Consider the following 16,125-nt stretch of genomic DNA (forward strand, 5'->3'; position numbering starts at 1 on the left):
CTTCCATAATTTACATATTGAACACCCAGACCAAACACACCTACGCCCGGAACTTCTTTTGCAAACGTCAAATAATCATAGAAAATATCTCCCACATAAAGCGAGTGCATAAGCGCAAGTTGGTTGCCCTTTACACCGGTAAGACCCGCCGGATTCCAGATTATACTCGTTGAGTCACTAACTCCCGCAACTACAGCATCACCCATCGCGGCGGCTTTACCACCCATTCCAAGTTTTAAAAACTGCCCCGCAGTCGTCCCTATATCATTCTTACTGAGCAGGGCCGCGCAAGGCGAAATCAAGGCGCAAACTAAAACTAAGCTAAGTATTTTTCTCATTTTCATCCCCTCCTAGCGCTCTACCGCGAGCTTAATTGTTTTTTTATTAACTCCGTCATTAATAAAGGCAAGATATATACCCGGGCCAACCAAAGCACCGCTTGCGGCTCTGCCATCCCAGGAAGCAAGACCTGCGCTGTCCGCTACAACCCCAGCCACCTTCTCTCCGCGGAGAGTATATATAGATACATCGGCTGCTGCCGTAAGATTCATAAAGTTAATTAAAGGATGCACTCCGCCCAAAAACGGATTTGGATAAGCCTTCGCATCATCAAGCGTAGAAGCCGCTGTCACCTGCATTATTTGGAAGAGGGAGAAATGTGTCACTCTCGCCTGTACCGTCCTTGCAGTTTCATCAACAACAGAGGGAAGAGGTATCCACTTCGCGCTTGTCGTATTGTAATAGCAAAGCACAAGCTTTCCGGCTGTTAAACCGACTATATCCGCCGTGCGGTAACCTACAGTAAGCGTCACCGGCTTTTTAAGCGTCAAAGTTGCATCTGACATGGTTATCTCAACACCGACATTTGTCCCGGTAAAGCCCGTCTGCGTAGCAGGTACAGAAGGAAGCGTAGGGTCAGGAGTAACGGTCACGGAAACATTTGCAGTAAAAGTATTTGCAGGAATTACTACAGTTACATCTCCTTTAGTTCCGGTAACGGTAAGTGTAGCTTCCGATTCCGTTGTAACATTATCGGTAGTGGCAAGAACCGGAACAGCTACTGCTAATCTGTGCGTCAACACCCTATTAGCCCAAGAATCAGCTATATGCATATTGCCATATTCATCTATACATACATTTGCCGGACGAGAGAGGCCTCCCGCCGTTGCTGCATTAGAATCGGTCACAAAATCCACCTGACCCAGTACCTGGCTTGCGTTCATCCCGGTAGAAAGCGGTGCAGTATATTTAAGGACACGAGCGTTATACATATCGGCAACATATAGATTGCCAAAACCGTCAAAAGTCAGACCCCAGGGATAGTTCAGACCACTTCGTGTTACTACCGAATTAGAAGATATAAAATCCGCCTGCCCTATCACCAAATCAGCCGCCATATTATCAGTTAACGGTGCGCTGTACCTGGTCACCCGGCTGAAATTGTTATCGACCACATAAAGATTGCCCACAGAGTCCACCTCTATGCCGGTAGGATAAGATATGGTTTGCGCTGTTGCTGAAGAAGGAGAAGTATTGGTGTCCATATCCACCTGTCCCAATACTACGCTCGCATTCATATTTGTGGAAAGCGGAGCGTTAAATTTTAAGATCCGTCGGTTATCCGTATCCGCCACATAAAGATTGCCGGCGGAATCAAGACGAATACACTGCGGATAATTCAAAGTGTTTATGGAGGTACCCTGAGTATTGGAGTCCATATCCGGCTGTCCTATTACCACGCTTGCGTTCATCCCTGAAGTCACAGGATGATTGTATTTAAGCACACGATTATTATTTGCATCAGCAACAAACAAGTTCCCCGAGCTATCCACAGCCACGCTGCAAGGAAGAAACAACGCGCTTGCCGAAACACTGGGTACATTTGAGATAAAATCCGCCTGGCCAATAATCCCATCGGCATCTTTACCGGTCGAAAAACTTGAAGGAGTGTTCCACCATAAAACCCTTCTATTGTCCCGGTCTGCCACATAAAGCCTCTTGGTGACGCGATCATATGCGGAATCCGATACTCCCGCTAATGAGTTTGCCCTGATATACGTAGAGGAAACCATATCGCGTTGCCCGATAACCTGCGCTGCAGCAGGAGCATTACCCGCAGGCGCCGCATATTTAAGGACTCTATTGTTGCCGGAGTCGCAAACATACAAATTATTTGTCCCGTCTATGGCTATACCATACGGTGTATTGAGACTTATGGCCGTAAGACCTGTTTGCGTATAGGAATCAGGAGAAGTTTGACCGACTGAAAGAACTGCAGCCGGACCGTTCGTCGAAGTTGCTGCGCCGGTATATTTCATCACACGGTTATTCTGATAATCCGAAATAAATATATTACCTGAACCATCAAGCGCCAGTCCTGAAGGATAATACATACCCGAAGAAGTTGAGCCTGAGGTATTACTTATAAAATTCGATTTTCCGAACACGGCAGATGCCGTCAAAGTTGAACCGGCAGAAGCTGCGGAAACACCGTTAAACCTAAGAACTCTTTTGTTCAAGGATTGATCTGCCACATAAAGATTTCCGGAGTTGTCAACCTCAACGGCATAACAGGAACTTGTTAGAATCGAGGAAAGACCGGTAGCGGAAGTTGTCATGCTAAGCTTTCCAATAACCAGATCTGCAGCCATTCCCGTGGTAAAGGGTGGAGTAAACCTTATTACTCTTCTATTATTATCCTCAGAAACATAAAGCTTTCCCGCGCTGTCTATTGCGACATCTGTGGGATAACGCATTCCGGTAGCAGCAGTCAGCAAACCTTTGCTGGTCATATCCGGCTGCCCAAGCACAACACTTGCAGCCATACCGGTAGTCACAGGATCATTGTATTTCAGAACGCGATTATTTCTCATGTCGGCAACATACAAATCACCATTAGAGTTATCTACGGTAATTCCACTAACGACAGACAATGTAGTAGCTGATAAACCTGCGGCGTGTCCATTCATATCCTGCTGTCCAATAACACCGTCAGCCGCCTTACCCGTGGTAAAATTAGCGACACCATTCCACCACAATACACGATTATTTCCGGTATCGGCTACATAGACCCTGTCGTTGTGAGTATCTATACAGATACCCTTTGCTCCCTTAATAGAATTGGCATCAACGATATTAGAACACTCCGTAGTAAAGTTCACCTTCCCAAGCACCACATCAGCGTTCTGCCCGTCCGTAAAGCTGTAGAACGCCGGACAGAAAATCGCCAAAAACACAAAAACAGCAGCTATTCTTTTCATCTTTCCCCCTTTAAATATATTATATCTTTTTGATTTATGAATATTAAAATTTTTTAATAAAAATCCCGGAATAACTATTTTCTTTAGCAATACCCTTCCCCTTTATTCAAAAACCGCACATCTTTTGTAAACCTGATATGCATCATAGTTATTATATTAGATTGCGGTTGTTGTTACAATGTTAATTTCCCAACATTGTAAACCTTACACATTTTTGTGGATTACAATTAGAAATACCCAAATTAGCCATACAAAAGATCTGTCTTAAAAACAAAGCAGGAATATTCAAGTTGCTTTTATCTGCGGAATCACGCCCAAAATCCCTATAAACTGCAATATTATTCAAGTCAGTAAAAGTACGTTTTCCACTTCGGATTTTTCGCCTATTTCGGTGCTTGAAAGACGGCGATTTTGCCTGTATAATTATTAGCTATGAGCAAACCAAAGATTCTTGTAGCGGATGATGAGAAGATAGTACTAGAGCTGCTTACGCACCTTTTTTCAGAGCATGGATATGACGTTCTAACGGCTTCTGACGGAATTGAGGCGTTTGAAATATTTAAAACCGAAAAACCGGATCTTATAATTTTAGATATCGCTATGCCGAAATTAAACGGACTTGAAACCCTGAAAAGGATCAGATACTATGATACAAATATACCGGTAATAATTTACACGGGTTACAATTCCCTTCCGGAAGCTATTGAATGCGTAAAATGGGGAATCTCCGATTGCCTTTCCAAACCGTCAGAGAATAAAAAACTTTTGGCTGTTGCAGAGAAAGCAATTACTGAGGCGGCAAAGACAAAACACAACCTTCCTGATTACGCCGAAGAATACAATCTTGATTCCATCCAAAAACTGACCGGAAGCAGCGAAGCAATCAGAAAAGTCCATGAACTGGTCGGGAAAGTCGCTCCGCATAATATTACCGTTTTGATCCGGGGCGAAAGCGGAACAGGAAAAGAAATAATAGCAAAAGCCATCCATTACAACAGTAACAGGTTCAAAGAGCATATGGTTTCTGTTGACTGCGCGGCCCTGCCTGAAAATCTGGTGGAGTCTGAACTCTTTGGATACGAAAAAGGCGCTTTTACGGGGGCAGACAAACAAAAGATTGGAAAATTTGAGACGGCAAACAACGGTACATTATTTTTAGATGAAATCGGGAATCTGCCTGTGTCAACCCAGGTTAAGCTCCTCCGGGTACTGCAAGAAAGAGAGATCGTCAGAGTAGGAGGAAATACAGCTGTTAAAGTCGATGTAAGAATAATAACCGCAACCAACGTTAATCTGGAAGACAACATCAAAAAGGGGATTTTCAGAGAAGACCTTTATCATCGATTATCGGAATTTGTAATTTTCCTTCCCTCTTTGAAAGACCGCAAAGAAGATATTTATTTTATGCTGGATTTATTTTTGAAGGAATTTAATACGGAATTCAACAAAAAAATAATGGGGTTTGCTCCGAGAGTCAAAGAACTCTTAAGTAAATACCCCTGGCCGGGAAACATCAGAGAGCTTAGAAATGTCGTTAAATCAAGCACATTGGTGGCTGATGATTTCATAGAATTTAAACACTTACCGCTGAATATCCAGGTCGTTGTTGATGAAAGAAAAGAAGCGCGGCCGGGAGATAAGCTCCGCGAAGTAATACAAAGAGCAACAGAAGACATCGAAAGAAAGCTTATACTTCAGGCATTAAAAGAGAACAACTGGAATCAACAAAAAGCCGCAACCGAGCTTGGAATAGACCCAAAGACGCTGTATAGAAAGCTCAAAGACTACGGCATCGAGAAGCCAAATTGAGCGATGCCGAGAGATTACGCTTCCGCCAGTGATATAAGGCGGATCTTTTGATGAGATTGCAAAGCTTTAGGATTACGCTGATATTATTTAACAAAAATAAAAAACACAGAATAACCGGACTCAATAGATTAAGCTGATAATATTTATTACGAACCTACAATTAAACAATCAGCGGAATCAAACTCTTAATCAGCGATATCACATGCAGTCCTACAATATTACTTAATATAACAAAATAATAATTTAACAGAAATTAAACCACCGGAGGACGAAGATGGATTGGAAAATCATGTTAGCTGCATTTTTCACTATTCTTACAGCTGAAATGGGAGACAAGACACAGCTGGCGGTTTTAGGATTTGCTTCTCAGTCAAAATCAACGATGTCTGTAATAATAGGAGCCATGGCGGCTTTTTTGATCCTAACAGTACTTGCCGCCTATCTTGGGGGCTTTATTACGAAATATATCCCTGCAAAGTATATCCATATTGCTTCCGGCGTGCTTTTCATAGTACTTGGTGTGTTAGCAATTAAAGGGGCAATGGCAGACTAACAATAACATTTACGATTTTTTTGACCGGAGGGCGAAGTGAATGCAATCGAAGTAAAAAATCTAAAGAAAACGTATATCACCGGGCACTTTTGGAACAAAAGAAGATCTATTGCTTTAGCAGGGGTTAATATAAAAATAAAAGAAAAGCAGGTTTTTGGGCTCCTCGGACTTAACGGCGCGGGAAAAACAACTCTCATTAAAATACTCACAGGACTGGTCTTCCCCTCCTCGGGGACCGCTTCAATTCTCGGAAAACCGGCGGGAGACGTTCAGACCAGAAAAGAAATGGCTTATCTTCCCGAGATGCCTTATTTTCCGAGGTATTTGACGCCTCTTGAGATACTGGATTATTACGCGCAACTCTACGAGCTGCCGAAAAAGGCAAGAAAAGAGAAAATAGATGTGGCGTTGTTCAAGGTGGGACTTTATGAAAAGAAGAGTTTTAAACTCAAGGAGTTTTCCAAAGGAATGCTCCAAAGAGTTGGTATAGCCCAGCTGCTCTTGAACGATGCAAAGGTCTTTTTCCTGGACGAACCTACCTACGGTTTAGACCCCTTATCCACAAAACAGATGAGGGATATTATTCTGGAACTAAAAAAAGCAGGCAAGACAATTTTTTTAAACACACATCAGGTAAGCGAGGTAAAACTCATCTGCGACCGCATAGGGATATTGAACAACGGGAAGCTGATCGACGAAACTGACGCTAAAAAAATCAAGGGCTCCATCGAGAGCTACTTTGTAAAAAGGGTGCTGGAACATGGAAAAAAATAAACTAAACAAAATTTTAGCAGTCGCACAAAATGTTCTTAAAGAATGCATCAGGCACAAGGTCTTAAACATACTTTTTGTTTTTGCTATAGCGCTTATCGGCGGCTCTCTTTTGATAGAAGAACTTTCCCCGGGAGCGCAGGGACGGACGCTGATAAACGTCGGCTATGCAAATATGGAACTTTTCGGTTTTCTGACTATAATGCTTTCAATTTTCATAATGACCTTCGAAGAAGTTGAAATGCGTAACCTCTGGCTTTCACTGACAAAACCGATATCGAGAAGCAGTTATTTAACCGGCAAATTCCTCGGTATAACTTTTGTCCTCCTTCTTACCCTGGCCGTTATGTCCGTTATCATCACCGGAATATCCTTTACCACCAAAGTTAATTTAAATCTTAACTATTTATTTATCGTCTACGCAATGGCTTTAGGGCTCATTTTGACCATCGCGTTAACTCTGGCTTTTATCTCAATCGCGACAAATCTAACCACCGGGCTTATTTTTGCCTCATTTGTTTTTTTGATTGGACACCTGACCGAACATTTGAAAGGCGTTATAGAAAACATGACATCCATCCCTGCACAAATAGCACTGGCCGCAGTTTATTATCTGGCGCCCAACTTCTCGCTTTTTAATCTTAAAGACAAATTATACCTGGTTAACGGGGGTTTCGACCTTTGGTATATTTTATGGATAACCCTGTATGCCGCAGTTTATACTTTCATTGCGCTTTACGTCGGCATCAAAGCGTTTGAGAAAAAAGAACTTTAAAATGACGGTAAAATCCTATCTCATACTCGGATTTGCTTTACTCCTGCTGGTTGTCAGCGTACAGACAATCAACAACACCTCTTTTTATGTTAAATATTACAAGACCTTTCCCTATAAAGAGGCAAAGAAAGATCCCTTTTACGTTTTCTTATCTTCCATCTCCGGTTTCAGGGTCCTAGTTTCTGATTTTTTATGGATGGACGCCGTGCAGTATCTGGGAGACAGGGAAAACGGAAAGGAACAATATAAGCAAATCTACCCTAAAACCAAAGATATAATAACATTGGACCCGAATTTTACTTACCCCTACCTTGCCGTAAGCGGAATATTATTTTTCGAGTTAAAGGAGAAGGAAACTGCTATTGAGCTGATCAAATACGGTATAGAAAAAAATCCCGGTTACGGGCAACTAAGATTGTATCTGGCCGCCTATACTTATTCAAAAGACGACAATCTAGAAATGGTGGTGTATAACATCAAAAATGTAATAACAGAAAAGGACCATCCGCCTATGCTGGAAAGGATACTCGGATCTATCTACTTAAAACTTGTAAAGAAAGACACAAAAAATAGTAAATACTGGATGAAAGAGGCTGTTAATCTCTGGGCTGACATGTATGAACACCCCTCAGAACCGTTAAATAGAGAGTACGCAGAAAGACAACTTACGAGATTTGGGTTGTTGAAGTAAACAAGAGATAATACGAGTAAAACGGAATTACTAAGAATTAAGCACTAAATCCTAAACAAAGAACAAATATTCAAGTACTAATATTTAAACAAAAGAAGAATATTTTTTAGTGATTTATATTTAGTTATTAGTAATTGGTTTTAAGCTTGTATCAGTAAAATCCAAAAGTTTTGTAATCTGTGGAATCGCTCAAAATTCCACATAAATATTTTGTTTTTTGAGCTCAAAAGAAGAAATATTTCACCCCGCTTCTCACTTCAAAACTATTATTCAAGAACGCAGGCGTAATCCAGTCGACACCGTAGGTTATTGCAAAATTTTTAGTTACGAACTGATAACCGCAGATGCCTATTTTAAAAGCGGTCACGGATTCACCGGTTATATTTGAGAGATAACTTTTAAAACCGAGTTCTATGCCCGAACCGTTCGGGACTGGTTCTATCGGGCCTCTGGCAGGGGCTATCATCTGGAGCATTGCAGAAACAGTCCAGACCTCTCTTTCTGTACTTCTATGAATACCGCCTTCCACTAATACATTAAATACAGCGTAAAACCAGTAGTCTGCGCTTATGGATATAAATCCTTGGCGGAATTCCGAAGGCCTTATGGTTTTCCAATCCACATCAAAGAGAAGATCCCCGGAAAGGCCAAGCCCGAGAGCCCCGGTCCTCTCCATCGCTTCCTTTATATATAGCCCCTGATGAAATTCCTTCATCTGCTGGAAAGTTTCGGAATACTTTTTACGGAAATCGTCGTCGCCGGCTAATGTAATGCCGGTAGATACGGAAAGAAGTAGAATCAGATATGTCAGCTTTTTCATATAGTCCATCCTATTGGTTACGGGTAGCGGGTTACGAGTTACGGGTGCTACACTAATGTGATATTATATATAAAAAAAGAACTTAAAAAAAAGACTTTGTACTTTTTTGTAGCTTTTAACTCGCAACCCGTCACCCGTTACTCGCTACTTCTTTGCTTTCACTTTTACAACAGGCATTAAGAGTTTATTTGCAGCAATTGTACGTTGCCTCAAGACCTCATACATCATAATCCCGGCAGACACGGAGACATTAAGCGAAGGGATTGAACCTTTCATAGGAAGTTTAACGAGGAAATCACAATTCTCTTTCAGGCTTTTCCGGATACCTTCCCCTTCTCCGCCAAAAACCAGGGCAATTCCTCCGGTATAATCTTCGTCGCAATATTCTTTCGTGGAATCCGCTTCCACACCGGTCACCCAGACGTTGTGTTTCTTTAAAAGCGAGACGGCGTAATTCAAATTGCTCACCATGGAGATAAGCATGTATTCAGTTGCGCCGGTGGAAACCATTTCTACGGTCGTCGTGACATGCACGGAATTTTGTTTGGGAAGTATTATACCGTGACAGCCTGCGCATTCTGCAGTACGAATTATGGCGCCAAGATTATGAGGGTCCTGCACCGAATCCAGTATCAGAATAAACGGTTTTTCTTCCTTCAGCGCCGCGGCTTCAAGAATATCCTCAATCTCCACATATTCTTTTGCGTAGGTAAAGATAACTACTCCCTGATGCGCCGTACCTTTTGCCAGACGGTCCATATCTTTTTTAGACATATATTGCAAAGCCGTACAAGTCTCTTTTGCCAGAGCCAGAATATCGTGAAGCTCCGGTTTCATCTCTTTTGCAATCGCCATACGCCGAATAAGCCGGCTTTTTGACCTTAACACCTCAAAACAAGCGTTCTTACCAAATATTGTTCTATTCATTTTATTTTCCTCATTAATATTTGACCTTTAGGGGTATCTTCCACCGCAAAGCCTTTTTCTTCAAGTGTTTTTCTAATAAGATCAGACTTTGCCCAGTCTTTGGTATTACGCGCCGTCTCTCTTTCCAAAGCCAGCACTTCTATTTCTTTTGGAATACTTTCAGCCTCTATTTTAAATCCTAAAATTGCAGAAAGCGCAGAAAGTTTCTCACCTGCAATTTTCAGCGCTTCGCGATTTTCATAATTTAAAACCCAGTCCTTCTTTTTTATCGTGTTTTTTATTTCATTCGCATAATCAAAGAGCGCTGCAATCGCCTGAGCTGTATTAAAATCATCATCCATAGCCGCAACAAATTTTGCTTCCAGGGCTATACCTTTTTCTGTCAGATTGTTATCGACAGCCCCGTCGGTCAGAGGTTTATTCAAAATACCCGCTACGCGATACAGAGTATTCCCGAGTTCAGAAAACCCTTTAACGGCGTTCCCCACATTTTCCTCCGTAAAATCCAGAGGACTTCTGTAATGCGCCGAAAGCAGAAAGAATCTGACAATATTCTTATTGTACTTCTTCAAAATATCCCGGGCTAAAAGGAAATTATTCAGGGACTTGCTCATCTTCTCGCCCCCGATATTCAAATGTCCGTTATGCACCCAGTAATTTGCAAGTTTTTTTCCGGCAGCTGTCTCCACTTGCGCAATTTCATTTTCATGGTGAGGAAAAACCAGATCAATTCCGCCTGAATGAATATCGAACGGATGCCCTAAATACTTTTGACTCATGACACAGCACTCGGTATGCCACCCCGGACGACCTTTACCCCAGGGAGAGTCCCAGGAGATACCTTCATTTTTATCTTTTTTCCAGAGCACAAAATCCAGAGGAGATTTTTTCTTTTCCGACACTTCTATCCTGGCGCCTGACTGAAGGTCTTCTATATTCTTATGCGAAAGCTTGCCGTAATCCTTTACTTTTGAGACATCCATATAGACATCGCCCTCGCTAACATAAGCGGCATCTTTTTCAATGAGCAGACCTATAATATCATGCATCTCTTTTATATGTTCGGTAGCTTTCGGGTTGAAATCAGGAGCCTTAACACCAAGCGCTTCAAGGTCATCAAAATACGCCTTTGTAAAGGTCTCTGCCACCGCTGCCGGGGCAAGGTTTTCGGCCTTCGCCTTGTTTATTATCTTATCATCCACATCTGTGACATTCTGGACAAGTGTAACCTCAAAACCCCTGAAAGTAAGATACCTTCTGATAACATCAACAACAATGAAATTCCTGGCATTCCCGATATGAAAATACCCGTAAACAGTAGGCCCGCAGTTATAAATCTTAACTTTCCCGCGGGTAATAGGAATAAACTCCTCTTTTTTCTGTGTAAGTGTGTTGTAGATTTTAATCATGAAGTAGATTATATCATATTCTAAGGAGGATTATCGACCCTAAACCAGAATTAAAGATAAAAGCTGTGTCGGCTTTTATTCTGAAATGTTCATCATATTCTGGAAATCTTCGAGCCATCCAAACAACCTAAGGAGTAGGCGGGGAAACATTAACAATTCACCAAATGCTCTTTTGTGTTCTTATTTTATTATCGCCAGTTTTTTAACTATGGATAATCCAGGACCTTCGGCTTTTACGATATAGATTCCGGAAGAAAGGACGTTTCCGTCCTCGTTTTTGCAATTAAAGTCAAAACTGTCAAACTGTGTCGGGCCGGTTGCAATCGATGAGACAGTTTTCACCATTTCACTTTTTAAATTATATACTTTAAAAATTATTGTTCCGACCTCTAATGTTTTATATATAAAATTTGCAACTTCTCCATTATTTGGATTAACATAACCCTCTTTACCTCCGATAATTTTGAAATACCCGGTATCATTTAAAGTTACTGAAGTCTGTTGACCATATTTTCCGGTCCAGATATTCCCATTCTCTCCTGATACAAATGTATAGCCTGTTACATATATATTTCCACTGCTGTCTACCGTTATTCCGCTTCCAACATCAGTACCATTAGCATTTCCATTATATGTTTTTGTCCAAACCTCAGATCCATCACTATCATACTTCCTTGTCCAAATATTATAGCTTTGTCCGGTTACGGTTTCACATCCTGTCACATATACATTTCCAATGCTGTCTACCGCTACTCCTCTCCCGGCATCAGCACTATTAGCAGCTCCATTATATGTCCTTGTCCAGACCTCAGTTCCATTGCTATCATACTTCCTTGTCCAGGTATTAGAGAAATTCTGACCGGCTACAGTTTCACATCCTGTCACATATACATTTCCAATGTCATCTACAGCTATTCCATTCCCGTAATCAGAAGCATTAGCAGATCCATTATATGTTTTTGTCCAAACCTCAGATCCACTGCTATCATACTTCCTTGTCCAGATATTATAACTCTGCCCGGTCACCTCTTCAGTCCCGGTTACATATACATTTCCACTGTCATCTACAGCTATTCCAATCCCAGAATCAGTACTATTCGCAGCTCCATTATATGTCCTTGTCCAGATCTCAGCTCCATTGCTATTATATTTCCTTGTCCAGATATTATAACTATGCCCTGCTATCTCTTCACTCCCTGTTACATATACATTTCCACTGATATCTACAGCTATTCCGCTCCCCATGTCAACACCATTCGCAACTCCATTATATGTTCTTGTCCAGATCTCAGCTCCGTTATTGTCATACTTCCTTATCCAGATATTAGCACTTTGTCCGGTTATCTCTTCATTCCCGATTGCATATACATTTCCACTACTATCTACCGCTATACCTCTTCCTTGATCAGAGCCATCAGTAACTCCATTATGTGTCTTTGTCCAGACCTCACTTCCGTTGTTGTCATACTTCCTTGTCCAGATATTATTACCCTGCCCTGTTACGCTTTCATATCCTGTTACATATATATTTCCGCTAATATCAACAGCTATTCCCATCCCATAATCATTTCCATTAGTCGCCCCATTATATGTCTTTGTCCAAAGCGGCGTTACATTATCGCCAAGACTTAGCTGAGTTAATAATATTGTAATTACAATCGCCCCTAAAAATAATCTCTTCATCTTTCTCTCCTCACGTTTCTATTTTTATTAATTCAAAACTACATAGATCCTTCGTCAAAAATCAGACTCAGGATGACAAAAATATATCGCAACCACTTATCGTTTATTTTTGTCACTTTTTCCACTTTACTTGCTTTGCTTTCTGTCTTTGTCTTCCTTGCTTCTCTTCCTCTTCCAATCTCATCCCCACACTTATTCTGTGACTTAATCCGAGAGCTCTTCCGAAAACTGCTCCATAATCAATTGAGTAATTGTCAAACTTGTATCCTGCTCCGACTGTAAAACTTTGGTCAGCTGTTGAATTAAATGGTATTCCGACTCTTCCTGAATATTCTTTGTAATCTCCTTCCACTCCGGCTTTCAGCCCGAATACTTTATCATTTACGCTGTAAACTCCGTCTACAGCTATTGTGACTTTTAAATCTTCCGCTAATCCCAAAATACTATATGATGCTCCGCCCTGAACATTTAACGGAAGGGATTCCGTTGTATCGAGATATTTTATTCCTAAACCCAGATTCGACATAGAGGCTCCGATATTTAGTCCATCAAGAATAAACCCTTTATAGACCGCACCTGCGTCTCCCGCAAACGCCAAAGCACTTTTTGAACCGACTAACGTACTCGATAAGGCCTTTACGCTTACTCCAATACCCAGCTTAGCCCCAAGGGAAATTCCCAAACTCACACTCCCTGATATATCCTGCTCGCTTAGGACATTTGTTGTGCTGCCGTCTATGAAATTCAACTCCATTTCCCCGCCATTCATATAGGATACATTTAATCCCAGAACCCCTATTCCGACAGGCATTCCGTAAGTTATGCTCCCGTAATTTATCCCGGTTGTTCCGCTGTTGTAATACAACGCGGATAATTGAGCGCCACTCAAATCCGCTATACTTGCCGGATTATACCTTAGAAGCGTAATATCACCGATCAGCGATGAACACGCCCCTGCAAGCCCTGCACCTTTTGCGCCAATATCCTCAATCAAGACAGTTCCTGATGTATTTCCGGTACTGGACAGGCAAATTCCACTATTTGTGATACATAGAACAACTGCAAATATCCTTGTATTCATTGTATTCTCATCCTTTTACCCTAATTTATAACTTATTCTGCCTGGTTTTGCGTATTATAAATAACCAAGCGACTATAATATAGTCGTAGAAAATCATATAAACTTGCAGATTTCTAATGGAATATTACATGACAAATATATTTATATGTGTGTTTGTTTCTTGATAGGAGTAAGAATTTAATGGGGTGGAAGTTCAAAATTCCTATATAGTCGGCTGGCTATTTTACAGCGCTACCACCATAAACCTCTAAATTACTCAAAAATCCGACATAAATATTAGCAGAACCACCATGGTCAGCATTAACTACAACCGGCAAAAGCACTATTTTTATTTTATCAGTGGAAACTGTTTCCTTTATTTCCAAATGAAACAATTTATTTTCATTATATGTTTTTAATACTCTCCAGCTATCATATTTAACATTATTATATAGAATCTGAAATTTATACATCCCCGGACGTTTTTCCCCCTTATAATTCCAATAACCGGTATCAATCACAATTTTATTGACCTCTACTTTCCCGGGAAACGATATTTGGATATAATAATTTTTATTTTCACCTGTACTTTTCAATAGACTATATTGGCGATCCACTTCTTTAAAGCCTTCACATTTAATTTTAACACCCTTTCCTCTATCTAAACGATTATCTTTCGAGCCTGATTCTTGCATTTCCGATATATTAACATTTTCTTCAGATTTCGCAGCTTTTAATGATTTTTCGCCAAATTCCCTAGCAGGTTCCACATATGATCCTAAATATTTGACTATTTCATTTTCTTTAGATAATCCTTCATGCTGTTTTTCCTCAATAATTTCTTTTTTTTCAGATTTTAATATGTTTTCTCCAGGCAAATCTGTAGTTGTTTTCTGCGCTTTTGATATATCCGTATTTGATGTATTTGATTTGCTCAGTCCAATTGGATTTCGCTGATGGTTTGTTGATTGTCCTTTCACCTGCCCAAAATAGAAGTATGTCGCCAAATTCACAATAACAAGCAGCAGGACTGCGGCAATTCCCCAGGAGACGCTAAATGACATCTTAAAAATACTTTTTTTAACATTAATTGTCGTTTTTCTTTGAACTTCGTTCGATATTGCTTTAGCCAAATTATCATTAAATCCCGGTGACAATTTTTTGTCTTTAAAAATACTGCTCAGAGTCATGTCATCACGCTTATATGCTTCAAATAAAGCATTACAAGAAGTGCACGTAAGTAAATGCTGATCAAGCTCACGTTGTTCCTGTTGTGTCAGTTTATTCTCAAAAGATTTCAATATAAGTTTTTCTATATTTTTATGCATTACCCACCTTCTCTTTTTGTCATTTTGGCCCTCAATAACTGCCGCGCCCTGAAAAGTCTTGTTTCAATAGTTGAAACCGGCAGATTTAAAACGCTGCTTATTTTCTCATAAGAAAAACCATCAATGTACCGGAACATAAGTATTAATTTCACAGCCTCCGGTAGTTTTTGCAATTCTTCATGAAGTATTTTCATTCTTTCCTTTTGCTCATCATCATCTTGCTGATCATTAAATATATTTAAATTAGCTACATTTTCGATATCAATCGTTTTCTCTTTTTTTCGTTTTCGTATCCAATCAATGCTTGTGTGATACGCAATACCATATAACCAACTGGCAAATTTATCAGGGTTTTTCAGCTTATGTATTGAATTATAAGCTTTAATAAACACCTCTTGTGTCAAATCCTCCGCATTATTCCTATCAATATTTCTTTGTAAAATTACTGAAAATATCATGCCTTTATATTTGTTTACTAAATTAAAAAACCCTGTATTATCCCCGTTTTTACACTGTTCAATATATATTTCATCTTCTAACGGCATTAAAATACTGTCCTTTATAGGGCTATAGTATAGTCGTGAAAATCAACAATTAATTGCTTGCTAAAATAATAAATGGGTTGATTCCCTGGAATAGCGACTGTTTTTAGGCTTTGCTCAATTTGCGTCTTCTACTGCTCTTTCTTTACTTGCTGTCTTTGCTGTCTTTGCTTTCCTTACTGTCCCTGCTATCTCTCATCTCCAAATACAATCATTCCATTTTTGGATACATTAAAGCTGAACTGCATGGCAAGCTCTTTGAGTTTATCCAGTTTATCATCCGGCAGCTCACCCGCCCAACATTTCTTTTGCCCGTCCCAGCGAAGCCCGAGGGCTTTCAGATCCTCTTTAGCAAGAAAAGTTTTTCCGGAACATGTATATTGGCTCATAAATCCCCCTTGAAAAACAATGACTAATTCAGACTGTGTCGCAATTAAATTACTAACATGATATAATATGGCATATTCACTCCAAAGGAGCAAGCCATGTATCGCACT

Annotated in this window: 14 protein-coding genes and 1 pseudogene; 5 read left to right on the forward strand and 10 right to left on the reverse strand. The window is 40.4% G+C overall.

Features of this window, described 5'->3' with window-relative positions; genetic code table 11:
• Both A2536_06975 and A2536_06980 read right to left on the reverse strand, forming a co-directional pair.
• Window positions 1–338: pseudogene (locus A2536_06975) on the reverse strand (hypothetical protein).
• Window positions 339–350: 12 nt separating this feature from the next.
• Complete coding sequence (locus A2536_06980; GenBank protein OGF45345.1) at window positions 351–3,350, reverse strand: hypothetical protein; 3,000 nt, start codon at window positions 3,348–3,350, stop codon at window positions 351–353.
• A gap of 342 nt (window positions 3,351–3,692) precedes the next feature.
• Between A2536_06980 and A2536_06985 the strand changes: the two genes are divergently transcribed.
• The 5 genes from A2536_06985 (at window position 3,693) to A2536_07005 (ending at window position 7,859) form a co-directional block, all read left to right on the forward strand.
• Entirely contained in the window at window positions 3,693–5,069 is a 1,377-nt protein-coding gene (locus tag A2536_06985; protein ID OGF45346.1) for a hypothetical protein, read from the forward strand.
• Window positions 5,070–5,343: 274 nt separating this feature from the next.
• On the forward strand, window positions 5,344–5,622 hold the full coding sequence (locus tag A2536_06990; GenBank protein ID OGF45347.1) for a hypothetical protein: 279 nt from the start codon (window positions 5,344–5,346) through the stop codon (window positions 5,620–5,622).
• Window positions 5,623–5,658: 36 nt separating this feature from the next.
• Complete coding sequence (locus A2536_06995) at window positions 5,659–6,396, forward strand: hypothetical protein (GenBank protein ID OGF45348.1); 738 nt, start codon at window positions 5,659–5,661, stop codon at window positions 6,394–6,396.
• Entirely contained in the window at window positions 6,383–7,168 is a 786-nt protein-coding gene (locus A2536_07000; protein OGF45349.1) for a hypothetical protein, read from the forward strand. Before A2536_06995 ends, A2536_07000 begins: the two co-directional genes overlap by 14 nt.
• Window positions 7,149–7,859 carry a hypothetical protein gene (locus A2536_07005; GenBank protein ID OGF45350.1) on the forward strand — a complete coding sequence of 237 codons (711 nt, stop codon included), beginning with the start codon at window positions 7,149–7,151 and terminating at the stop codon, window positions 7,857–7,859. Before A2536_07000 ends, A2536_07005 begins: the two co-directional genes overlap by 20 nt.
• A 223-nt stretch (window positions 7,860–8,082) precedes the next feature.
• Here A2536_07005 and A2536_07010 read toward each other — a convergent pair whose 3' ends face one another.
• From A2536_07010 to A2536_07045, 8 genes are all read right to left on the reverse strand, one after another.
• Window positions 8,083–8,679: a hypothetical protein gene (locus A2536_07010; protein OGF45351.1), complete on the reverse strand. Its 597-nt coding sequence runs from the start codon at window positions 8,677–8,679 to the stop codon at window positions 8,083–8,085.
• A gap of 144 nt (window positions 8,680–8,823) precedes the next feature.
• Window positions 8,824–9,606 (reverse strand): 23S rRNA (guanosine(2251)-2'-O)-methyltransferase RlmB, encoded by a 783-nt coding sequence (locus A2536_07015; GenBank protein OGF45352.1) that lies wholly within the window; start codon window positions 9,604–9,606, stop codon window positions 8,824–8,826.
• Window positions 9,603–11,012, reverse strand: a complete 1,410-nt coding sequence (locus tag A2536_07020) for a cysteine--tRNA ligase (GenBank protein ID OGF45358.1) — start codon at window positions 11,010–11,012, stop codon at window positions 9,603–9,605. The genes A2536_07015 and A2536_07020 overlap by 4 nt, the downstream gene beginning before the upstream one ends.
• Before the next feature lie 183 nt (window positions 11,013–11,195).
• A complete protein-coding gene (locus A2536_07025; protein ID OGF45353.1) occupies window positions 11,196–12,698 on the reverse strand; it encodes a hypothetical protein in 1,503 nt (500 codons plus the stop codon).
• A 112-nt stretch (window positions 12,699–12,810) separates the two neighbouring features.
• Complete coding sequence (locus A2536_07030) at window positions 12,811–13,779, reverse strand: hypothetical protein (GenBank protein ID OGF45354.1); 969 nt, start codon at window positions 13,777–13,779, stop codon at window positions 12,811–12,813.
• A 218-nt stretch (window positions 13,780–13,997) separates the two neighbouring features.
• Entirely contained in the window at window positions 13,998–15,086 is a 1,089-nt protein-coding gene (locus A2536_07035) for a hypothetical protein (protein ID OGF45355.1), read from the reverse strand.
• Window positions 15,086–15,631 (reverse strand): hypothetical protein, encoded by a 546-nt coding sequence (locus tag A2536_07040; protein ID OGF45356.1) that lies wholly within the window; start codon window positions 15,629–15,631, stop codon window positions 15,086–15,088. The genes A2536_07035 and A2536_07040 overlap by 1 nt, the downstream gene beginning before the upstream one ends.
• A 185-nt stretch (window positions 15,632–15,816) precedes the next feature.
• The gene (locus A2536_07045) at window positions 15,817–16,017 is read right to left on the reverse strand and encodes a hypothetical protein (protein ID OGF45357.1); all 201 of its coding nucleotides are present in this window, start codon (window positions 16,015–16,017) and stop codon (window positions 15,817–15,819) included.
• Window positions 16,018–16,125: the final 108 nt, after the last annotated feature.

The sequence above is a fragment of the Candidatus Firestonebacteria bacterium RIFOXYD2_FULL_39_29 genome (genome assembly GCA_001778375.1).
Taxonomy (GTDB): domain Bacteria; phylum Oederibacteriota; class D2-FULL-39-29; order D2-FULL-39-29; family D2-FULL-39-29; genus D2-FULL-39-29.